At 43.4% G+C, this 22,827-nt stretch carries 20 protein-coding genes; 9 read left to right on the top strand and 11 right to left on the bottom strand.

Going from position 1 to position 22,827, the window contains the following annotated elements:
- Window positions 1-83 precede the first annotated feature (83 nt).
- The 5 genes from I5907_RS07285 to I5907_RS07265 form a co-directional block, all read right to left on the bottom strand.
- Complete coding sequence (locus I5907_RS07285) at window positions 84-1,244, bottom strand: aspartate aminotransferase family protein (RefSeq protein ID WP_196990052.1); 1,161 nt, start codon at window positions 1,242-1,244, stop codon at window positions 84-86.
- 24 nt (window positions 1,245-1,268) lie between these two features.
- On the bottom strand, window positions 1,269-1,622 hold the full coding sequence (locus I5907_RS07280) for a four helix bundle protein (protein WP_196990051.1): 354 nt from the start codon (window positions 1,620-1,622) through the stop codon (window positions 1,269-1,271).
- A gap of 41 nt (window positions 1,623-1,663) precedes the next feature.
- Window positions 1,664-2,677, bottom strand: coding sequence for an N-acetyl-gamma-glutamyl-phosphate reductase (argC, locus tag I5907_RS07275; protein WP_196990050.1), 1,014 nt, complete (start codon window positions 2,675-2,677; stop codon window positions 1,664-1,666).
- Window positions 2,678-2,926: 249 nt separating this feature from the next.
- On the bottom strand, window positions 2,927-4,135 hold the full coding sequence (argG, locus tag I5907_RS07270; protein WP_196990049.1) for an argininosuccinate synthase: 1,209 nt from the start codon (window positions 4,133-4,135) through the stop codon (window positions 2,927-2,929).
- 173 nt (window positions 4,136-4,308) lie between these two features.
- Window positions 4,309-5,019: a GNAT family N-acetyltransferase gene (locus I5907_RS07265; protein ID WP_196990048.1), complete on the bottom strand. Its 711-nt coding sequence runs from the start codon at window positions 5,017-5,019 to the stop codon at window positions 4,309-4,311.
- A 467-nt stretch (window positions 5,020-5,486) separates the two neighbouring features.
- On the opposite strand from I5907_RS07265, the gene I5907_RS07260 reads away from it, so the two are divergent.
- The 6 genes from I5907_RS07260 to I5907_RS07235 all read left to right on the top strand — a co-directional run bounded on the left by I5907_RS07260 (window position 5,487) and on the right by I5907_RS07235 (window position 11,151).
- Complete coding sequence (locus I5907_RS07260; protein WP_196990047.1) at window positions 5,487-5,867, top strand: hypothetical protein; 381 nt, start codon at window positions 5,487-5,489, stop codon at window positions 5,865-5,867.
- Window positions 5,764-6,057, top strand: coding sequence for a hypothetical protein (locus I5907_RS07255; RefSeq protein WP_428842557.1), 294 nt, complete (start codon window positions 5,764-5,766; stop codon window positions 6,055-6,057). The genes I5907_RS07260 and I5907_RS07255 overlap by 104 nt, the downstream gene beginning before the upstream one ends.
- A 216-nt stretch (window positions 6,058-6,273) precedes the next feature.
- Window positions 6,274-8,976: a PKD domain-containing protein gene (locus I5907_RS07250; RefSeq protein ID WP_196990045.1), complete on the top strand. Its 2,703-nt coding sequence runs from the start codon at window positions 6,274-6,276 to the stop codon at window positions 8,974-8,976.
- Between the two features lie 74 nt (window positions 8,977-9,050).
- Window positions 9,051-9,485: a hypothetical protein gene (locus tag I5907_RS07245; protein WP_196990044.1), complete on the top strand. Its 435-nt coding sequence runs from the start codon at window positions 9,051-9,053 to the stop codon at window positions 9,483-9,485.
- A 178-nt stretch (window positions 9,486-9,663) separates the two neighbouring features.
- Window positions 9,664-9,963, top strand: a complete 300-nt coding sequence (locus I5907_RS07240) for a Crp/Fnr family transcriptional regulator (protein ID WP_196990043.1) — start codon at window positions 9,664-9,666, stop codon at window positions 9,961-9,963.
- Window positions 9,964-10,341: 378 nt separating this feature from the next.
- The gene (locus I5907_RS07235; RefSeq protein WP_231401991.1) at window positions 10,342-11,151 is read left to right on the top strand and encodes a class I SAM-dependent methyltransferase; all 810 of its coding nucleotides are present in this window, start codon (window positions 10,342-10,344) and stop codon (window positions 11,149-11,151) included.
- A 113-nt stretch (window positions 11,152-11,264) separates the two neighbouring features.
- Here the strand turns inward: I5907_RS07235 and I5907_RS07230 are convergent, their stop codons facing one another.
- From I5907_RS07230 to I5907_RS07220, 3 genes are all read right to left on the bottom strand, one after another.
- On the bottom strand, window positions 11,265-13,037 hold the full coding sequence (locus tag I5907_RS07230; protein WP_196990041.1) for an SBBP repeat-containing protein: 1,773 nt from the start codon (window positions 13,035-13,037) through the stop codon (window positions 11,265-11,267).
- A 198-nt stretch (window positions 13,038-13,235) separates the two neighbouring features.
- The gene (locus I5907_RS07225; RefSeq protein ID WP_196990040.1) at window positions 13,236-13,574 is read right to left on the bottom strand and encodes a sigma-70 family RNA polymerase sigma factor family protein; all 339 of its coding nucleotides are present in this window, start codon (window positions 13,572-13,574) and stop codon (window positions 13,236-13,238) included.
- Between the two features lie 24 nt (window positions 13,575-13,598).
- Window positions 13,599-13,790 carry a hypothetical protein gene (locus I5907_RS07220; RefSeq protein WP_196990039.1) on the bottom strand — a complete coding sequence of 64 codons (192 nt, stop codon included), beginning with the start codon at window positions 13,788-13,790 and terminating at the stop codon, window positions 13,599-13,601.
- A gap of 235 nt (window positions 13,791-14,025) precedes the next feature.
- Here I5907_RS07220 and I5907_RS07215 point away from each other — a divergent pair, with 235 nt between their 5' ends.
- Both I5907_RS07215 and I5907_RS07210 read left to right on the top strand, forming a co-directional pair.
- On the top strand, window positions 14,026-14,247 hold the full coding sequence (locus I5907_RS07215; protein WP_196990038.1) for a helix-turn-helix domain-containing protein: 222 nt from the start codon (window positions 14,026-14,028) through the stop codon (window positions 14,245-14,247).
- Entirely contained in the window at window positions 14,244-16,289 is a 2,046-nt protein-coding gene (locus tag I5907_RS07210; protein WP_196990037.1) for a DNA/RNA helicase domain-containing protein, read from the top strand. Before I5907_RS07215 ends, I5907_RS07210 begins: the two co-directional genes overlap by 4 nt.
- Window positions 16,290-16,522: 233 nt before the next feature.
- Here the strand turns inward: I5907_RS07210 and I5907_RS07200 are convergent, their stop codons facing one another.
- A complete protein-coding gene (locus I5907_RS07200; RefSeq protein WP_196990036.1) occupies window positions 16,523-17,245 on the bottom strand; it encodes a DUF72 domain-containing protein in 723 nt (240 codons plus the stop codon).
- A 104-nt stretch (window positions 17,246-17,349) separates the two neighbouring features.
- Here I5907_RS07200 and I5907_RS07195 point away from each other — a divergent pair, with 104 nt between their 5' ends.
- Complete coding sequence (locus tag I5907_RS07195; protein WP_196990035.1) at window positions 17,350-18,939, top strand: M1 family metallopeptidase; 1,590 nt, start codon at window positions 17,350-17,352, stop codon at window positions 18,937-18,939.
- Window positions 18,940-19,051: 112 nt separating this feature from the next.
- On the opposite strand, the gene I5907_RS07190 is transcribed toward I5907_RS07195, so the two are convergent.
- Together I5907_RS07190 and I5907_RS07185 are read right to left on the bottom strand one after the other, a co-directional pair.
- Window positions 19,052-19,711, bottom strand: coding sequence for a dioxygenase family protein (locus tag I5907_RS07190; RefSeq protein WP_196990034.1), 660 nt, complete (start codon window positions 19,709-19,711; stop codon window positions 19,052-19,054).
- A 142-nt stretch (window positions 19,712-19,853) separates the two neighbouring features.
- Window positions 19,854-22,679, bottom strand: a complete 2,826-nt coding sequence (locus tag I5907_RS07185) for a DUF7948 domain-containing protein (protein WP_196990033.1) — start codon at window positions 22,677-22,679, stop codon at window positions 19,854-19,856.
- Window positions 22,680-22,827 lie beyond the last annotated feature (148 nt).

Genomic DNA, 22,827 nt, shown 5'->3' with positions numbered 1-22,827 from the left:
GCCACAATGTTCCGGACGATCAAGTGATTGCGACGCAACAGGCGATGCCATGAAATACCATAGCCGGTATCAAAATTATACTTCTACGCCTCTACCGGTTTTGTATTGTTGATTTCTGCAATTGTTTCTTTTAGTGTATTCAAAAACGTTTCAATCTGTTCCCGTGAAATATTCATGGCTGGCAACAGGCGAATAACGTTCGGCTTTGCTTCGCCGGTAAAGATGTGTTGCTTATTCAACAATATCTTACGCAGGTCTTGGAGTTCTTCCGTAACATCAAAACCGATCATCAGGCCACGGCCGCGTACATTTTGAATGCCTTCGATTTCTTTCAAACTGTTTATTAAATAAGTGCCGTTCTCTTCTGCCATTTTCATAAGTGAATCCTGCTCTATTACTTCGAGCACTGCCAGTGCTGCAGCACATGCCAGGTGATTGCCGCCAAATGTTGTACCCAGCATACCATGCTTTGGCTGTATATGCGGTGCTATCAGCATACCACCAACCGGGAAGCCGTTGCCCATGCCTTTTGCCATGGTATAAATATCTGCATTTACACCTCCAAAATCGTGACTGAAAAATTTGCCGCTGCGGCCATAACCACACTGCACACTGTCTGCAATATATACTGCGCCATAGTCATTACACAAACTGCGTATCAGTTGTAAAAAGCTTTCGCCTGCTACATTAATACCACCCACGCCCTGTATGCCTTCTATAATAACCGCAGCCGTTTCTTTGCCATGCTCTTGAAAATAGTTTTGCAGTGCGGCTTCATCATTTAAAGGAAGAAAAGTTACATTGTCTGTTTCATTAACCGGCGCCACAATTTTTGGATTATCCGTAACTGCAACAGCCAAAGAAGTTCTGCCATGAAAAGCTTTTTCAAACGCCACAATTTTCTTTCTGCCGGTATGAAAAGACGCCAGTTTTAAAGCATTTTCATTGGCTTCTGCACCGCTGTTTACCAAAAACAACCGGTAGTCTTCTTTGCCACTTACCTTGCCCAGCTTTGCAGCAAGCTGCTGTTGTATGGGTATGATTACCGAGTTGGAATAAAATGCAATATTGTGCAACTGCTCTTCGATACGTTTTACCCAGTGCGGGTTTGTATGACCAATGCTTATTACAGCATGGCCGCCATAGATATCAAGATACTGCGTGCCTTTATCATCCCACACATAAGAGCCTAACGCCTTAGTGATGGTGATGTTGTTGAGCGGGTAGACGTCGAATAAAGTCATAAGTAATAAGTTGGAAGTAATAAGTTATGCCCGTACTTTATTTATAAGTGCAATCAACATTCCTTTTACTTCATTGATGATATTAAATAAGGTATTAAAATTTTGCTCGCTCAAATAAGTAAGGTCCCTGGCCAGGATAACAAAATATTCCGATTCGTTTGCAGAGCCTAAAGCAATATTCAGGAAATGAGCAAATTCCTGTTTTGAATTTTTACCGCATCCTTCCGCAATATTTGCCGGTATAGACGACGCAGACCTTTTAAGCTGGCTGGTTAAACTGTACATTTCTTCTTTTGGAAACTGGCTGGCATATTCATAAACTTTCAATGTAAATGAATGAGCCTTTTCCCAAACTTTTAAATCTTTATAGTTTTGCATCGATCTTACAACTTACTACTCAAAACTTATAACTTAACACTTTAAAACGCCGCCGCCTTCAATCTTAGCCCCGCTGCTTCTTCTATACCAAACATGAGGTTCATGTTTTGTACGGCCTGGCCTGATGCACCTTTTAACAAGTTGTCGATTGCAGAATGCACAACCAGCTTACTGCCTACTTTTTCCAGTTGTATTACACACTTGTTGGTATTAACAACCTGCTTTAAAAAGATCGGCTCTTCACTTACACACACAAAATGATGACCGGCATAAAAATCGTTGTATAGTTGTTTGAGCGCTGCCTGCTCCAGATCGCAATGCAGTGTGGAACTGATAAAAATACCGCGTGTAAAATCGCCGCGCCATGGCACGAATGAAAGGTCGATATTGCTGTTGGGCTGCAGCTGCAGCAGCGACTGGCCAATCTCGCCAAGATGCTGGTGCGTTAATGTTTTATAAGCCTGGATATTATTTGCACGCCAGCTAAAGTGCGATGTATTTGCAAGACCCTGGCCTGCGCCGGTTGAGCCTGTAATGCCGGTAGTGTACACCTCGTTTAATAAACCTGCCTTTGCCAGCGGCAACAGGCCTAACTGTATGGCTGTAGCAAAACAGCCGGGATTGGCAATATTTTGCGCCTGCTGTATTTGCGCTTTGTTCAACTCCGGTAAGCCATATACAAAATAACGTGTTACCACTTCGGATTCAATGCCGGTGTAGGTGGTATGAAAAAATGCATTGGCGGTCAACCGAAAATCATTTGATAAGTCGATGACTTTTATATGCGGCGGAATATTATTTTTCTCCAGGAATTTTTTTGCTTCTCCATGACCGGTACATAAAAACAATATATCGATATCATCACTCAGTTCGCCGGTAAAGCGAATGCCGGTTTCACCAATAAGATCCTGGTGTACTTTGTGCAGGGGATTACCACTGTTGCTATTGCTGTGCACAAAACTTATTTCAGCAAACGGGTGGTTTAGCAATAACCTGATCAGCTCTCCGCCGGTATAACCGGCACCACCTACTATGCCTGCATTGATTTTTTTCATATTCATCACAATTGAACCTGTCTGTATTGGTTGAAGGTTGAGAGCAGACCAGGAAAACACGGTCTGTGCCTGTTGCGCTACTGACCTGATGCTGATTGCCCGGCGCTATAAAAAGCCTTGCTATGCTGTTTGCTTTTAACTTCAAAGTTGGCAATTCCTCGGGGAATAAAAAAGAACTGCTGCGCGTGTGCATGATAGCGCATTACCCCCGCTTGAATCCGGTGGCATGCGTTGAGCACGGACGAAACTCTAATTGCCTGCAGCCCCCTCAACATCCTTTTTTACCTGGTAGTACATGGATGTTTGGTTACCGAATATTTTACTGAAGCCGCGTACATCCTGTCCGCTCCAGCCGCTGTTCATTTCGCCGTATTTGCCAAACTTACTGCTCATAAGATCATAGTTGCTTTCAATACCGGTTACCTGGAAGCGGTATGGCTGTAACTGCACAAAAACATCCCCGGTTACATTGGCCTGCGCACTTTGTAAGAAAGCTTCGATATCTCTCATTACGGGGTCGAGTATCTGGCCTTCATGTAACCAGTTGCCATAGAAATTTGCAATCGTATCTTTCCAGCTAAGCTGCCATTTGGTAAGCACATGTTTTTCCAATGCATGGTGCGCTTTTAGTATAACCATGGGGGCCGCTGCTTCAAAACCCACACGGCCTTTGATGCCAATAATTGTATCGCCCACGTGTATATCTCTGCCAATACCATACGCACCGGCTATGGTTTGTAAATATTGTATTGCTGCTGAAGGATGCTCAAAAGACTGGTCATTCACCGCGGTAAGTTCTCCTTTCTCAAAATGAAGTTTTACTTCTTCGCTGCCTGTTTTGGTAACCTGTGTTGGCCATGCTTCTTCAGGTAACATACCTTTTGAGTGCAATGTTTCTTTTCCACCTACACTGGTGCCCCATAATCCTTTGTTGATGGAATAGGCAGCTTTTTCAAAATTCATGTCTACGCCTTTGCTTTTAAGATAGCTGATCTCTTCTTCGCGGCTAAGCTTAAGATCCCTGATTGGCGTAATGATCTCTACATTGGGAATCATAATATGAAAAACCATATCGAAACGAACCTGGTCGTTGCCGGCGCCGGTACTGCCATGCGCCACGGCATCTGCCTGTAATTTTTGTACATGCTCTGCAATATGCAATGCCTGTACAAGACGCTCTGCACTTACACTAAGCGGGTAAGTATTGTTCTTTAATACATTGCCAAATACGAGGTATTTTATAATGCGGTCATAGTAACCCTTTACAGCATCTACCGTGGTATGAGATGTTACACCCAATGTTTTTGCGTGCACAGCTATTTTATCCAACTCTTCCCGTGTGAAGCCGCCGGTGTTTACAATAACACTGTGTACTTCGTAGCCTTTTTCTTCTGTAAGATATTTTACGCAGTATGTTGTATCTAAACCGCCGGAAAAACCTAGTACTACTTTTTTCATGTAAGATGTATAAATGTGAAAAAATCAGATCGATGATGAAAGGTTGCAGCAGATGTTATAACTGTGTGCGCTGCTGCACCCGAAACTGCTGCCTGTTGCTATACAGTACAAGAGTGCGACGCAACAGCAGCTTAATATATATTCCAAACCCCTGGCCCATGATTGCCTTTCTTTTACACTCGTTTTGCTGCTACACGCCAAAAGAAATAATGCAACAGTGATTTTGGTTTGGCTGCACCTCTAACTTCTTTTTCTTTATTACCGAAAATGCGTTGTTTTAAACTCATGAGCCGCTCGAACACTTTGCTTTTCTGTTCAAAATTTTCTTTGGTTTCTTCAGGCGTGTAATGATCGGCAGGATCGTACAACATGGCTGTGCACATGCAGTTCTTACGGTCTTTGCTCATCAGTATATCATAGTTTACACAGCTCCTGCAACCGGCCCAGAATTTTTCATCCTGCGTAAGCTCGCTGTACGTTACGGGCTCGTAACCCAGCTCGCTGTTGATCTTCATTACTGCAAGGCCTGTTGTTAAACCAAATATTTTTGCATTGGGATATTTCTGGCGCGAAAGGTTGAAGATGGTACGCTTGATCTCTTTGGCAACACCACTTTTACGAAAGGCGGGAGAAACAATTAAACCGCTGTTGGCAACATACTCACCTTCCCACGTTTCTATGTAGCAAAAGCCTACCCAACTGCCATCTTTTGTGTGGGCAATAACCGCTTTTCCTTCCTCCATTTTATTGGCAATATATTCAGGGCTTCTTTTAGCAATACCGGTACCACGGGCTTTGGCAGAAGCCTCCATTTCGTCTGTAATCGTTTTGGCGTAGTGTACATCGCCACTATGGGCTACACGTACAGTTATATTTTGTTCCAATGTTGTAGATGCTAATGATTAAAAAAGATACACGTATAGCTTACGGGTGTAAGCAAACCAGGAGAACAGGATGTAATCTGTAAAGCTGATTGAAATATCAAATACGAGGTCGTCGTACCGGTCGGAAGCAGATTGGTTCGGGCAAGTTAACAACACCCATCATTACAGGATGGAAAGATAAGAGGTGACTATGTGTTGTAATCTGTTTCAACTTCAGTTCAGCATAAATTGTGATCTAAAAATTTTGAGAGCGTAAAGTTAATGATGTTTAAATAAAATGTGGATAATTAATTTAAATTTTAAGTTAACGTTGGTTAGTATAGAAATGCTCTAAAGATTACAGCTTTTCAACGCAAAAAGCTATTGCTAAGGTTTTACCTGCACCTGCTAAAATTATGTGCCCATACAATGCAGGTTGATTTTATCTTTCTGCCATAATAACTATACTGCTATAACTTCTGCGTGTCATGCGTAAAGCATTGTTACACCCGGTCATTTTTTATTTTGAATCGAACACCACCGACGTTAATCCCAAACGCTGCCCGGTGATGATTGCTGCTTTCAGCAAGCTTACACCGGAATGTAACGGTGCAGATTCTGTGTACCACAACCGGGTGCAACCTTTCACCATCGACCGTAGTTCAAACATCACCATCAGGACTGTAAACATAGATTGGGACCACCCGTTTACAACACAGGCTGTTGTAACAGATACAGCAGCAGACCATGTGGATATACTCATAGATAACAACGCTTATCCTTTTTATTATAGAAAATGGCACGCTTGCTTTTACAGGCGAAGGCTGGAAAAGCAACTGGTGGGAAATGTGGGGCACCATGGAGTTTAAAACCAACACCGGTGTTATAGCACCGGGCACCGGAGACAATGGTGTATTTGGCCGTGCACCGGAAAATTCAACGTGTCTTGATTACCAAACGGGCAGGTACGTATACACAATACATTCATATGCCTGCCAGAGCACTGCAGTTAACGGCCGTGCAGGGCCTGGCGATCACGCGTTGATGTACGGAGAATAATCATGTAGCCATCATTGGTAGTCATGGCATCGCCTGTTGCCACGCTCGTTTCATCGTTCCTTTTTCATGGCAGCTGCGGGCTCCGGGCACAATCCCCGCAAAAATCATTACCGGCAGCTGCAGCCATTCTCAAAGAATCAATCTTATCTTAATCCTGCTGATTTGGATTTATTAAGGCACTGGATTAATATTGTGCTCCAAACCTAAACCCCTGCTATGAGATTCTTCATACTTACCCTGTTTAGTATCCTTTTGTATACTGCTGTACAAGCACAAAACACATGTCCGCCCAACATTGATTTTGAACAGGGAGATTTTTCACACTGGGATTTTTCTACCGGTACAACTTACTCCAGCGGGGTACAAAATGTAATTGACCTTAAACCTGATGCTACAGATACAATGTCCATCAGGCACAAGATCATTTCTGCAGATCCATCCGGCGTTATCCCGCTCGATCCCTATGGCAAGTTTCCGCAGCTTTGTCCGTACGGTGGCAAGTATTCAGTAAAGCTCGGTAATGATGATGTAAATGCACAGGCAGAAGGAATCAGTTATACTTTCAATGTACCAACTACAGAAGACACATTCAGTTTTACCTATTTCTATGCGGTGGTGTTCCAGGATCCGCAGCATTCGCCCTATGAACAGCCACGCTTTTTTGTAACAGCTTATGAAACGGGCACAGGCAACCTGATCAACTGTGCGTCTTACAATTATATTTCCAACGGCCAGATACCCGGTTTCAAACATACAGCACCCAACAGTGACATTTTATACAAAGAATGGTCGCCTGTTTCCATACAATTTGTGGGGCTTGCAGGCAAGCAGGTAACGTTGGAATTTAAAACGGGGGATTGTACACTGGGCGGGCATTTTGGCTATGCCTACCTGGATGTAGGCTCCGGCTGCTCAAACATTCTTGCCACCGCGCCCTATTGTATTGAAACAAACGCGCTGCTGCTGAATGCACCTTATGGTTTTAAGTATTATACCTGGTACAATGAAGACTATTCCAAAATACTGGGCACAAGTCAAAATCTTACACTCTCGCCGCCACCCGTCACAACGGGTAAGTTTTGGGTCGACCTGGAACCCTACCCGGGCTATGGGTGCCGCGACACCGTATATTCTATCGTTACACCATTGCCTGTGCCAGATACGCCTAAAGGAAAAACATTATATTATTTCTGCCAGCATGAGAATGCACCGCCGCTGGAGGCAACAGCAGCGATCAACAGCGATCTGCTTTGGTACACCGATACACTACAACCCGGCTCTGCAGAACCGCTGATACCTGCTACCAATAAGGCTGGTACGTTTTATTATTATGTATCGCAAAAAGTGTTGTTTGGCTGCGAAAGTTTTAAAAAGAAACTAACCGTTCACGTAGAGCCTGTACCGGTAGCTGCCTTCTCTGCCAGCAGCACTTCCGGATGCCAGGAAGACAATGTTTTTACTTTTTTCAATCATTCTACCAACCTTAGCAATCCTACACTTCAGTGGGATTTTGGTGATACTTCCACGTTGCTCACAAAAGACACGGTACAACATTCCTTCAAAGATTATGGCCGCTTCAGCGTAACCCTTAAAGTAACCAATTCCGGCGTGTGTGAAAATACGCAGCAGGCAATCATTACAGTAGTGCCAAAACCGGTTGCTGATTTTATTTACCCGGGTACAGTTTGCCAGAACGAAACAGTGTTGTCATTAACAGACCAGAGCAATGTGCCGCAACAATTGTCTAACATCAATACATGGCAATGGATGATCAACGGTACCCCTGATAACGTTCAAAACCCCGCAAGCTTTATTCCGCCGGCTGCAGGCCCTATACCCGTTTCGCTTGTGGTAACAACTGATGAAGGATGTGTTTCTGATACGGTTACCAAAACAATTGAGGTACGCAACCAGCCTGTAGCAGCATATCGTTTAGACCCACCGCTGTGCGACAATAAAACCTTACACCTGCAGGATGCTTCATGGCTGCCCGCAACAGTAACCGGAGAAGTGATCAACACCTGGAAATGGCAGGTGAACAATACTAGCTTTACCGCACAAAACCCTGCAACAGTTTTTGCAGAAGGTGATTATGCACTTACACTGCAGGCAACCACCAATTATGGCTGTAACAGTATTCCCAAAGACAGTTTTTTTCATGTATTCCCACACCCGTCCACTTCATTGCATGTAAGTGATTCCTGTGTTTACCGCACCATTAAATACACCGCAACAGATCTTACCGGTCTTGTAAGCGAATGGTACTGGGATCTTGGTAACGGGCAGAAAAAAGGCAATCATGAGCTTACAAAATATTTTATGAACGAGGGTGATAACGCTTTTACATTGTATGCAAAAACAATCCATGGCTGTACCGATACAATTCACAGGCCCTTAACCATTTTTAAAAACAAGGCATTTGCAGGTTACGATACGCTGGCAGCCAAGAACCAGCCGGTACAACTGAATGCAAATGGTGGTAACAACAATCACTATACCTGGAGCCCGCCTATCGGGCTCAGCGACACCCACATTGAAAACCCCGTAGCTACATACGACCGTGAATTGCGCTACCGGCTTGATGCAGTAACCAATGAAGGCTGCGATGCGCACAGTACCATTCTTATAAAAAGATATTTAGGCCCGGATATTCTTATACCTACCGGTTTTACGCCAAACAGGGACGGTAAAAATGATGCACTGAAAGCAATACCGGTAGGTATGAAAAGCCTTGATTATTTTGCCGTATACAACCGCTATGGCGAACGCGTTTTCTACACACGGGACTTTACAAAAGGATGGGATGGCACTATAAATGGCATGCCTGCGGCGCTTACCGCATACGCAGTAGTGGCAGAAGCCACAGATTATACCGGTAAAAAATTTATCAAACGTGGCACCGTTGTGCTCATCAGATAATTAACCGGTACTGCCATACAATAATTGTATATTCATCGGTGTTTGGTTAGCAACAATTTTTACCATACTGTTTTATGAATATGCAATTAAAGTTCTGGCATAAATTACTGATCACGTTCATCGCTTTTGGCATTGCCATAGCAGGGTTTATGCTAAGATTGCCCGCTATGTTTTCCGGCAGGGACCGGGAGATGCACACCCTTTTTTATTTTTTGGCCGCTGCATTCCTCAACATACTTTTTGCCAAAAGAAATCTCCTGATTCACGCGCTGATATTTGCAATGCTCTATGCATTTGGTGTGGCAATTGAATATGCCCAGGAATATTCAAACACACTGTTGCACCGCAAAATACATGGCAATGCAGATCCTGAAGACATGCATGCAAACCTTATCGGTATTGCCGCATTTTCCGCACTGTGGCTCGTGTACGTTTTGTGCTGGTATTTATGGAAGGCATTCAAAACCGGCAACAACAACGCTGCCACCGGCAAAATGGAAAGTAAATAATGGCAGCAACGATACCGCGTGCAAAGCTCAACTGAAAATCGAATGGTGCTTAAAGAGGTAGGGTATATAAAATGCTGCCGTACCGCCCAATTTAACCCAACACCACATATAAGCCACCTGAAGTAACCCGATACAACAGGGTCTGCGGACCGCTGTACATGCATAGCAAGGTATGCACATGCAGCAGTTAATGCTAAGCGCAGAAAAAAGCATACGCGATCTTGCGCTGATGGATGTAAAAGGCCGCGTTGCAGACACCTTGTTTATGTTGTACAAAAAATTCGGGCAGGATGATGAAGGCTATAACAACATTACCCTTACAAGACAGGATATGGCCTCTTTTGCAGGCACCATTTATGAGACCTTCTTTAAAATAACCAATGAATTGGTAAAGCAGAAAATTATACGTTATGCAGGCAAACTTGTAAAACTGCTAAAGCCAATAAAACTGCAGGAATTTGCAAAGATGACGGTCTAACGTTTGCGCATTGTTGCAATCAATAGCTACCCGCATATCGTTTACATGAACTGCGTAAACATTTCAACACGTTATTATTGTTTTGCTACGGGCTGCAGTACATGCATGAAGCTGTTGTTGTGTCACTCACTTGTACGTTCTGTACATGGTGCAGCAAACGCGAAGCTTATAGCAAAGACCGCATAACACCTGCCCATGCTGCAGCAACAGCGCCGCACCCTTGCTGAATAGTATTACCATCCGTACAAGAGTGCGACGCAACCAATGCCTTATAGCAGCAATACAGCCCGGCCACAAAAAATACCCTTTTATCTTCTACCGGCACTTGCATTAGCCATTTAATCTTTTTACCTTTTAGGTCCTAAAATGAAAAACACCATGAATCCAAACAAAGCCTTATGGGAGAAAGGCGATTTTACAAAAATTGCCGAGACCATGCGACAAAGCGGCGAAGACCTTGCCGCCAAACTACACATTACACCCGGCATGCAGGTGCTTGATCTTGGTTGCGGTGATGGCAACACGGCACTGCCCGAAGCAAAACTCGGTGCGCATGTAACTGGTATAGACATTGCAGCCAACCTGGTAGCAGCCGGTAACAAACGCATTGCCGAAGCTGGCATTACCAACTGTACCATCAGGGAAGGCGATGCAGCTAACCTTACGGGGATTGATGATAACACTTTTGACCTGGTGGTAAGCATCTTCGGGGCTATGTTTGCACCCAAACCTTTTGATGTAGCCAAAGAAATGGTACGTGTAACCAAACCCGGCGGCCGCATAGTAATGGGCAACTGGATACCGGGAGACCCAACGCTTGTGGCACAGATACTCAAAATAAGCAGCGCCTATACACCGCCACCACCGGAAGGCTTTATAAGCCCGATGCTTTGGGGCGTGGAAAGCCATGTAACGGAACGTTTTGAACAGGCAGGCATACCTGCAGCAAATATTCATTTTGAAAAAGATACTTTCACCTTCAGGGCGGCTTTTTCGCCGGAAGTATACCTGGCCCGTTTTCGCAATTATTACGGCCCTACAATGAATGCTTTTGAAGCTGCCGCAGCCAATGGCAAAGAAGCAGCATTGCAGCAGGAATTGGAAGAGCTGTTTAAAGCACACAACCAAAGCACAGACGACACAACTTTTATTACGGCCACTTACCTGCGTGTAACGGTGGTGAAATAGCATTACCGGATAAAACAAACGTTGCAGCATATGCTGCAACGTTTGTTAAGGTTATATTCATGGGCAGCAGGCAACATGCTTACCGCCGCAACATGGCTTGATGTGCCCGCCTGTTATTGAACAACCAGCTTTTTTGTAAAGTATTCGTTACCTGCTGCCAGCCGCCAGATATAGATGCCGCTCTTAAGCCTGCCAACATTTACCTGCAAGGTATACAGGCCTTTTTGTTGCATGGCATTTTTTAGTACCATTACTTCTTTACCATTCATATCAACAAGTGATAAACGCACCTGTGCAGCAGTACCCAGGTTATAAGCAACAGTGGTGTACGATTGTGCCGGGTTGGGTATATTCTGGTGCAACATTGTTTGGCCGGCATTGCTGCTGTTACCTGCCATAAGATCTGTAGCAGTTGCCGCAGCCACTGCCGCGGTTTGTAAAGATTTTCTTTTGGCCTTCAGAAAATATACATCACCATTACCTGCACTGGTTAACGTGGTAATGGCGCCATTAATGGTAAACTGCGCAGCACCGGTGTAATAACCGGTAACATAGATAAAGCCTTTCGCATCCACTGCAATAGCAGATGCCCAGTCGTTGGTAATACCGCCTTCTTTAAAAATATTGAGTAGTGCGCCCGTTGATTTGTATACCGCAATAAAGATGTCTGTACCGCCGGCACTTGTTATAGAAGTTGCGGGGCTGAATGAAGTGGTACCACTAAAATAACCTGTAGCATAAACGTTTTGCTGTGCATCCAGCGACAGTGAAAGACCAACATTAAACTGGCCGCTGTAGATATTGTTTGCCCATTCAAACAGCCCGTCTTTATTAAGTTTCAGAAGATAACCGTTATAAGCACCAATACCGCTTGACATATTGAATATGCCTGCCCCGGGATCAAAATCAATCTCGTTGATATAATACCCGGTGGCGTATACATTACCTGCTTTATCAGCGATGATGGCTGTACCGCTTTCGTCGCCATTGCCACCCACCCTGGTGGCCCATACAAACTCGCCGCTGGCAGTATACTTTGCATAAAATGCATCTTTTGCATTGGTACCTGTTAACTCAAATACACCTGCGCCGGTATTGAAATCTGCAGTGCCATAAAAATTCCCGGTAAAATAAATAGCACCGGCAGAATCCACGTAAAGATGTTGCCCGGACGACTCCCCGCTACCGGTAATCGTTTTAGCCCACATATAGGTACCATCTGCGGTGTAGCGTGCAAAAAAAGGATCAGAGAAACCACCCGCGTTAAAAGCTGCTATACCCGCGGAAGGATCAAAATCTGCGGTACCATTGAAATACCCTGCAACGGTTAGTATACCTGCATTACTTACGGATAAACTGTTGCCCTCGCCCCAGGCACCGCTGCCGATGTTTGATGCCCAGAGATAATTACCCGAAGCAGTATATTTTGCAAGGAATATATTTTTACCGCCTGCCGCCACCAGGTTGCTGATGCCGGTACCAGGATCAAAATCAGCAGTGCTTTCAAATGAACCGGTAATGTATACATTCCCTGCGTCATCTACGCCAATACCACGGCCATAATCATAACCGCTGCCGCCTACCTGCCTGGCCCAGATCAAAGCGCCGTTCCTGGAGTATTTGGCAAAGAAGATATCAGGCAGCAAAGGGTTGCTTTCATCGCAGGGGCAACTGCTTTTGAGGTATAGCGTGCCCGGCCCGGGGTCAAAATCAGCCTTCCCCCTGAAATCTCCGATGATGTAAGTATTCCCGGCTGCATCGTAGGCTAAGGCCTGCCCGTTATCAGCATCGGTGCCACCTACACTTCGTGCAAACTGCGCAAACAACGATTGCTGCATACACAGCGACAGGACCAGGAAGGTTATGAAGCGTAAACATTTTGTCATGATGGTAAGTTTTGGTTGTGCGTGGTTCATTGCCGCTGAATAGTAGTTACTATGCAATAAAATGTAACCACTGCCAAAACTTACCTGTGTTCAATCAACCCGCAGCACAGCAGCAGCCTGGTCACATTGTCGCGGACTGCAATGATGTTGCGGAATGCAGCAATCCTGCCACCACCGTCTGTTACAACGGTGATATGGTCATGCAGCATCTGTTCCGGTTGCAACATATCTCCCTTTTGTATAGCTGAAAGCTATTTTTCCACGAGCCGCAGTTCTGTTGCAGGCTTTACCTTTTGCACCCGGCTGCTTCAGTTGTGCCTTTGCGCGGCTGGGCAGCTTACGTGAATGTTCACCCGTAATATCCGGCACAGCGGCGATCTCCGCATGTTCATAAGCAAATGCTTCTTTTAAGATGAACACGGCATGCTGTTTTGCATTGCTTTGCCCCGGCAATACCATGAGCGAAGAAGAAAGCATGTCTTTGCTGTCTACCAGGTTGTCTGCATGCCCGGTGGCCACGGGTTCCTGCAGCCACACACCCGGGTAAGCGTTATGATCCTTTTACTGTTTGTGTTTCCTGTTGCTGGCAATACTGATCACGCTGTGTGCGCCGCAGGCTTTTTCATTGTCCACTGTTTTGTGTTGCTGCATACGGCCGGGGTAAGCATCCTGCGCGGCATCGCATTCATCTTCATATGAGCCGGGAATATTATAGGCATATGTGGTTGGCAACCTTTCGTATTCGTGTCTCATCGGCGTTAATACCGAAAAGGTAGCAGGAAGATTTTTATGTACCCGGCTGTGGGATGGCTATTGGGCTTTGGTTGCGTCGCACACTTGTGCTGTGGGAGGTTGGGGGGAGCAGAAGCGGGAAAGGCTTTGTCCGTTGCTTGCTATCTCTTAATACTAATTCCTCTAACTATATAATAAATATGCATGACCCTTAAAGTCCGTTGACTTATAAGCCACATTAATTGACCTTTCAAGAATGGATATTAAATTGAAAGTTGGTCAACGGGTAAGAGAACTTAGGAAGCAACGAGAACTTTCTCAGGAAGGGTTGGCGTATAAAGCAGAAGTCGATAGGACCTATGTTACAGATATAGAAAATGGTCGAAGAAATGTTTCATTAGAAATTATGGAAAGACTTATCAATGCTCTTGATGTTTCAATTACTGAATTCTTTAACACCAAAGAATTCAGAAAATGAGACAAGCATATTTCCACAGTACTATTGATTCATTTTTAAAAGCAGATATAGACGCAATAGTTGGCAAACTTAATATAGAAGCAACAACTTTTACAAGTCAATGGACTATGACGACTACTTCTTGGAAGAACAGTCTTTTTCTTTTGACACAGTCATTCTCAGAAATAGTTAAGATAGATAAGTCAATAGAAGACTGGCATATTCTGCTTGAATATGAAATTCCTAGGTTGTCAAAAAGAATTGATGTCATTGTTATTGCTGAAGACCTAATTTTTGTCATTGAGTTTAAGTATGACCGTAAAAAATTTGACCAGCAAGATATAAGACAAGCGGAAGACTATGCACTTGATTTAAGAGATTTCCATTTAAAAAGTAGAGGAAGAACAATTTTTCCAATCCTCTTTGCGCCATTAGCCGAAAATCTATTTCAACAAACGCATGCAGTAAATGAGTCAGGAGTTTGCTCATGTCTGAAAGCAAACGCAAAAAACTTTGCAAGCATAATTTATAATACATATTTAAATTATCACAATAATTCAAACAATAAAATTAATCCTTACGAATGGGAGCAAAGTGAATACGAACCAACACCAACAATTGTTCAGGCAGCGAAAGCATTATTTGCTGGACAAGGAGTTGAAGATATTTCAAGATTTGGAGCTACTAATCTTTCGAAAACAAAAGAATACTTGATTAAAACAATCAAAGAATCAAAAAACAGGAATAAAAAAGTTATTTGCTTTGTTACGGGCGTTCCAGGAGCAGGGAAAACTTTGGTAGGATTAGATCTTGTTCACGAAAAAGAAGAATTTGGTGAAGATGATCTCAATATGGCATATTTTTCGGGGAATGGTCCGTTAATAAACGTTTTGAGGGAGGCATTGTGCAGGGATCATTTCGAGAAACAAAAATTCCTGTTTGAGTCGAAGAAATTGAAAGTACGACCCAAAAAGAAAGATTCTGAAAGAGAAATACAATCTAAAATTCAAAACCTCCACGTATTTATAAAAGATGGCTTAAGAAAAACCACACCTCCAATAGAGAAAATTGTTGTTTTTGACGAAGCTCAACGTTGCTGGAATGCAAAGCATTTCAGTAATAAAGCAAAACAAAATCAGAACAGAGAAAAAAATCCTTTATTAGTCGAAGAAAAATCAGAAGCTGAATTACTATTCGAATTTATGAGTCGTCATAAAGAGTGGGCTGTAATCATCGCATTAGTTGGAGGTGGACAAGAAATCAATACTGGGGAAGGGGGTATAAGTGAATGGGGGCAGGCTATTCAAAATAAATATTGGCAATGGGAGGTTCACATCTCACCCGAACTACTCCAAGGAGGTACTTCAATGGCTGAGAAAAAACTTTTTCCAAGTATTCCAATTAATGTAAAGTATAAGACTAGTGATCATTTACATTTAACTGTTAGTCAAAGATCTTTTAAAGCCAACAATCTGAATAAATGGGTTAACGCCGTGATTGATAACAATCAAGAAGAAGCTCTGAGATTATCTGACTCAATTAAATTATATTACCCTCTTTTTGTGACTAGAAATATTGAGACTGCAAAAGATTGGTTACGTCAAAAAATTTCCGGATCAAGACGAATTGGATTAATTGCAAGTTCAGGTGGATTGAGGCTCAAACCTTACGGCATCAATGTGAGGGAAGAAATAGATGAAACTCTTTGGTTTCTTAATCCTGAAAATGATGTTAGGTCATCTTATTATTTAGAGATGGTTGCTACAGAATACAAAATGCAAGGTTTAGAGCTAGATTGGGTCGGCATATGTTGGGATGCAGATTTGCGACGAGATTATAATTCTTGGGACTTTAAGAGTTTCTCTGGAACTAATTGGAAAAAAGTCAAGAGTATTGAAGAACAACAATTTCTTGTAAACACATATAGAGTATTGCTAACTAGAGCAAGAGAAGGAATTATTATATTCGTTCCTCGCGGAGATATCAAAGATGTAACAAGATTACCCGAATTCTATGCAAATATTTTCAACTATTTACAATCTTGTGGTATGGTTGAAATTTAAAATGCACCAGCATTTCCGGCTTCGTATTGATGCCCTTTATCTGAGACATATTATAACTTCTCGTTTCCCTGCTGTGCACATCTGCCATACTACGAAATTAATGGTTGAATGTTAAACAAACCCGGTACAGTGCATCGCTCCAGCCGCCATAAAAAACTACTGTACAAGTGTGCGACGCAACAGGCGATGCCACGACTACCCATGCCGGGTTCACACCAAAAAAACACCGCACACTAGCGGGTGATGTAATCTTTGAGCATGTTTGCATTATTAATGCCGGCCATGGTAGCGGTATTGTTGAACAATACAAAAGCCTGCCTGGTGCGTTTGCTGTGCAGCAGGCCGTCTGCCATACCCTTTACCATACTGTTATCATACTCGCTAAAATACAACCCGGGCACACCATGTAAACGATAATAAGCGATGTCGTTATTAATGATGATGGGCGTGGGCAGCGTTGGATGGTTGATACCGCAGAAAATGATACCGGCTTTCCCGAGTGCTGTATATACATCGGTACGCCACCAGCTCTCATGCCTGAACTCTATAACGTTTATGTAACTGCGCTGCATACTTTGTACCAGTGTTTCAAGAAAAGCTTCGCTGTAATGTACAGCTGCGGGCAACTGGAACAATACGGGCCCAAGCTTTTCCTGCAGCCCTTTGCTGCAGACAGTATAAAAATCATCGAGCAGGCTTTTGCAGTCGTTGAACTTTTTATAATGGGTAATGAGCCGCGGCGCTTTTACGGCAAACAAAAAACCTGCGGGGCTTTTTTTGTACCACTGCTGCAGGGTTTTTACCCGTGGAAAATGATAGAACGTTACATTCAGCTCAAGCGTATTGAAATGTTCCGCATAAAAATCAAACCAGCGGATGGACGGCATGTCCTGCGGGTAAAATGTACCTTTCCATTCTTTGTAACTAAAGCCCGAACAACCTATGCGCCATTCCATGGTATTGTTTTATGGTGTAGCATCAATTAGCATGCCTGCAACCATTCACCAAAAACTTTATGCACTGTGCCATGTCAAAAGTATCTTTAAGCAAACTGTTTTTTATGAGACCATTCTTGCTCCTGTGCCTGTTGCTGGCAGGCATTACCACTGGTGCGCAAAAACTTACATCGGGCGGTAAACTAAAACCTGAACAGGCTGTGATGGATGTAAAACACTACACCATTGCACTTACCGTTGATACCGCTGCACATAGCATCAGCGGTTATACAAACATTGATATTGTCTTGCAGGAGCCCGCTGCTGTGCTGCTGTTCGACCTGATGAACGAGCTGCAGGTAAGCCGCGTATGGATCAACAATAAACCGGCAGCCTTTTCCCATACCAATGCAATGGTGCGTATAACCCCTGCACAGCAACTGGCTGCGGGTCGCGCAGCCGTTAAAATACAGTATGCCGGCAAGCCGCATATTGCCGTAAACCCGCCGTGGGATGATGGCTTTACCTGGACACAAGACTCTACCGGGCATACATGGCTGGCCATTACTGCAGAAGGCACGGGCGGCAAGATCTACTACCCATGCAAAGACCACCCTTCTGATGAGCCGGATGAAGGCGCAGACCTGCTGATCACGGTACCAAAAAACCTGGTGGTGGCAGGGCCGGGTTTGCTGCAGGGTGTAAAACAAAAGGGCGGCAGCGCTACCTACCATTGGAAAACGACATATACCATCAACAACTACAGCATACTCTTTAACGTGGGCAATTATAAAGCTGTTACAAAAACATATACCACCGTAAACGGCACCAAAGTGCCCATGCAGTTTTATGTACTGGCAGGGCATGCGCAGTATGCAGACCACCACCTTGATATGCTGGCACAGATGGCACAGGTGCAGGAAAAATATTTTGGTGAGTACCCGTGGGCCAAAGAGAAGATCGGTATTGTTGAAACACCACATCTTGGTATGGAACACCAGACAATGAATGCTTACGGCAATAAGTTCAGGTATGTAAAAGTGGGCAATACAGATTTTGACTGGCTCATGTACCACGAGTTTGGCCATGAGTGGTGGGGTAATAAAGTAACGGCCATAGACTGGGCCGATTTCTGGATACATGAAGGCATCTGCAGTTTTGGCGACGCTTTGTACATCTATGATAAAGCCGGCGAACAGGCTTATACCGATCACTTTAAAAACAGCCTGTTGGGTATAGAAAACAAACTGCCCATCGTACAAGGCAAAGACCTCGATGAAGAAACCGCCTACATAGGGGATATTTATTCGAAGGGCGCATTTTTCATGCATACGCTGCGCTACGTATTGGGTGATGATATTTTCTTCCCCGCAATTAAAAAACTGGCCACAGACAGTGCATACACTTACAGCAATTTTGTAAACACAGATAAGGTAGAGCAACTGTTCTCGCAGGCTGCCGGCACAAGTGTGAAACCGTTATTTGATTTTTACCTGCGTACTACGCAGAAGCTTGATATAACCATCCGCCATACAGGAAAGAACACATACACCGTTACCATTCCCAATGCGCCCATGCAATTGCCGTTAGAAATCACCACAGATAAGGGCGTGCAGAAAATGCTGTTGGGTAAAGAAGCTGTAACAATAAAGAGTACGGTTACACCAACAGCAGATGAAAACTGCTACTACCTGAAACGCGTAATCTTAGAGTGATGAATATGTGCCCGGGCTGCATTGCTACTGGCATCGCCTGTTGTGTCACTCACTTGTACGGCAGCAAATGTGTCGGCAGGGTGTAGCCCGCTGCATATGTTTTAACCATTACCTATGCAAGCGCTATTGTACACTTGCCGGCAAGACTGCCATTGGCCTGCTTTGTAACCTGCATCACGAGGGCATCGCGGCGGCTGGTGTCTTTATCGTCATGCAGTTCAAAATCCTGCGCCTGTGTGGTAGGGTTTATGCCTTTCGGGTACAGCGTAGTACCAAACACTTCTTCTTCTATGGCTTTTGGAAAAAAGAAATTGGTGGTTAATACATCTTTACCAGCTATGTGTACTTTGGCATGTACATGTGTAAGCCTGCCGGTATACCACCCGGGAAAGATGGAAGTAAACATGCACTCACCTTTCTCATTGGTAACCTGGTAACCCCGCAGCCATGTTTGGCCAGCCGTATGTTCCTGCTCAAAATCAGAATAATGGCCGTCCGCATCGCACTGCCATATATCTACGATGGCGCCCTGTACAGGCCTGCATGCTTTATCTTCCACTTTTATATGGTAAGTTATTGCAGTGCCCTTTTTATGCTCTGCAATGGCTGCACGGTTAAGCTTTTCATCTTTGTAATAAGGCCCTATTGGTACGGCAGGTGTTATGGGGTCGTTGCATTCGGTAAGTAGCGGCGCATTTTTCCTGCTGCCACCAAAAAACATTGCGCCCAAAAAAGACAGGCCGGTAATGGAAAGAAATTTATCGCGGTTCATAATAAAGGAGATGAGCAATTAATAATAAATGAGGATTAAGCATGAATAAACAACCTGCATCAATATGATGATTTTCATACGCGTTCACGCATAACAAAAATCGTATTACTTTTTGCAAGGTCTTTTAATGTTTTATCAGTTACTACTGCTTTATAAAGGGAATATTTTCGATTTTACCGTTGTTTTGAAATTGTATAAAATAAGAACCGGAAGATAATGATCGAATGTCTGTTTCTTTTTGCTGAGAACCCGCCGCCAATAAAACACGTGTTACAATCTCTCCTTTAGAGCTAAGAATATTTACAAAAGTCTCTTTTACTAATGGCGGATAGTTAAGGGTAATGGAGGAGTGAGCAGGATTAGGAAAAAGTGTTACAACCAAACCTTCATTACCTGCAACTACAGTCACTATATTACTGTTAACAGCAGTTTCGTCTTTATCATGCAACTTTAAGCGGTAGTAATGTAAACCGATACCCGGATTTCTGTGAGCAAAAGAATAATCCTTTACTACATTGCTGTTACCTGAAGCATTTACTTTACCAATGCTGTTGAAGTTCTGAGCATCCACGCTATGCTCAATTTCAAAATAATTGCTGTTGATTTCCTGTAACGTTTTCCATTGTAAAAGCGACTGCTCATTTTTATACACCCCGGTGAAGACGCCGATTTTCACAGGCAGCACACAAGTTTGCAGGTTCATATTAATCTTTGTCGCAGTCATGCTACATTCAGCACCTGTTGTCGCCTGGTTTGTTGTACTCCATGCACCCGCTGTGGTTGGAAATGTTCCTGTTTTTAGACAATTACCACAAATGGCAAGGTAAAGGTTCCCATTACTATCAAAGCGGCTGTTTCCACCTTCTGTGTGGTCTCCGATATCATCAAAACCATTTGCTACATAATTTCCAAAAAAGGTACCGTACAGCTGGCTGCCGGCATTTTTCTCCAGCACAAAAACATAAGCATCGCTTCCGTCTGTGTTAGACCGGATAGCATTTGAAGTTACGGCAAGTCCTGTCGTATTGGCCGAATAGTAGCCCGAAAGGTTTAAACCACCGCCCCATCCTGAGATGTAAACGTTCTGACAGTTGTCTAAACCAAATGCGGTTGGAACTATATCAGGATATGATCTGCCTGTGCCGAAATTTGTTGAATAAATGACCTGGTTTAAAGACGGGCTGAATTTCGTAATAAATTGCTTTCCATTAGCGCCGGTTTTATATCCTGCATTAATAACGGGGAACGCTTCTGTTGCAGTACCTGTAACATATGGATAGCCTGCTTTATCAAGAGCAAGGAAATACACCATATCATCTTGTCTTGAGCCGACATAACTCATATTCATAATCGTGCTGCCGTCATTCGCAATTTCGGCGATATAACCATCCGTGGTTCCACCCCTGAAACTTTTATACAATATAGGACCGGCATTATTGCCTGTCGTTAATAAATTATTACTCGTAGTTGCGCCTGCCACATAAAGATGGTTGTTTAAAGGGCTTAATGCTATGGAAAAAACAGCATCATCTCCACTACCGCCCAGAAAAGAACTGAAATAAACAGAATCCAGATTGCTGCTCAATTTTACCACTATGCCATCCTGGAAACCCGAAAGTGCTTTTTGAAAAGCATTATTGGTAACAGGAAAATTTACAGACTGGGTACTTGCACCGAAATAAATATTATCACTGTTATCAGTAATGACCTCACTTCGACAATCATCTCCATAAGCTCTATTGGTAGCTGTTGCACCAGACAATTGCTCTTTCGTTTTTATATTTACTGCGTCATCACCAGATCCCCCGATCTTTCTTGAAGCAATGAGTGTTTGACCTGCTGCATCCAATTTTGCTATAAAAATATCGCGTGCTCCTGCTGTGCCATAAGGACTTAACGTTACAGGAAAATCAGAAGAATTTGTTGACCCTGCTATAACAAGCTCGCCGCTCTTATTTACCCAAAGATTATGCGGTTCTTCATTACCGCTGCCACCAAGATATGTTGCATAAATTCTGTTTGAACCAGTAGGATCAAATTTTATAATTCCGATATCAAACCCGCTAATCCCATTATCAATAAACCCGCCTGCAAAATCATGTTGCATTGCGCCATTATTTACAGGAAATCCCGTACCGAATACAGTGCCCGCCAGGTAAAAATTTCCCTGCGCGTCATACGCCGAACTGTAACCCCAATTATCTGCTGTGCTACCTGAAAAAGTCGAAAATGTCAATACTGGATCTATTATAAGCGGCTTACTTTTATCGTAATCATTTACATTAAAATAAACCCTGCTTCCTTCCACAACAAAATCAGTTGCAACTTCTATCTCACCCCCTGGTGTTACCTGGTAGGTGTAGGGTTTTAACTCAGAAAGATTTCCAAGTGATGTTTTTATGAGCAGATCATTTCCAAATTTAGATATACCGGATGTGCCCTTAAACTCAAGCAATATTTTTGTAACATCCGCGCCGGGATTAACAATAAGATCATACTTAAATTGATGGTCATTCATAAAATACCTTACGTCTATGCCCGGATAAATATTTTTGAAAGTAACTGTACTAAATGACTTGCAATTGAATTGCCATTTGCTCTGGTCATTACCGGAAAGATAATTACTGTATGTTGCGGAAGCTTCTCCCGTTATAACTTCAGCTAAGGGATTTGCATTTACAAAATTTACCTCGTAAGCATGCGAACGTAATAATAGTTTTTTATTGTTTCTTCTTTCCTTGTCAGGTTGGTGCCTACCCAGGTGCTCAGCTATGGTTTTAAGATCGCTTGCACTATTTATAGAAACTTTGTACCCTTTAGAAAGCAGGAAAATATTACTGCTACCATTGTTTACACTGAACTTTACTTTTTCATTCCATTGACCTTTATTCTGTATAAAGTGAGCGTCCTGTGCATTGACATAGTAGGCCAGGCAAAAAAAGGATGATAGGGTTAAAAGGAATTTCATGATTGCTTTTTAAATCAAACTACGCAAAAGGCTTTGATCTCAACCAACTGAAAACGCTTTTCTTTTAGAGCAGCATTTACAGCAACGTTCGCAAACCGGAACGCTGCAGCCGCCATATAAACCGAACGCACAAGTGAGTGAAACAACA

The organism is Panacibacter microcysteis, assembly GCF_015831355.1.
Taxonomy (GTDB): Bacteria; Bacteroidota; Bacteroidia; order Chitinophagales; family Chitinophagaceae; genus Panacibacter; species Panacibacter microcysteis.
This window is presented reverse-complemented; position numbering and strand designations above follow the sequence as displayed.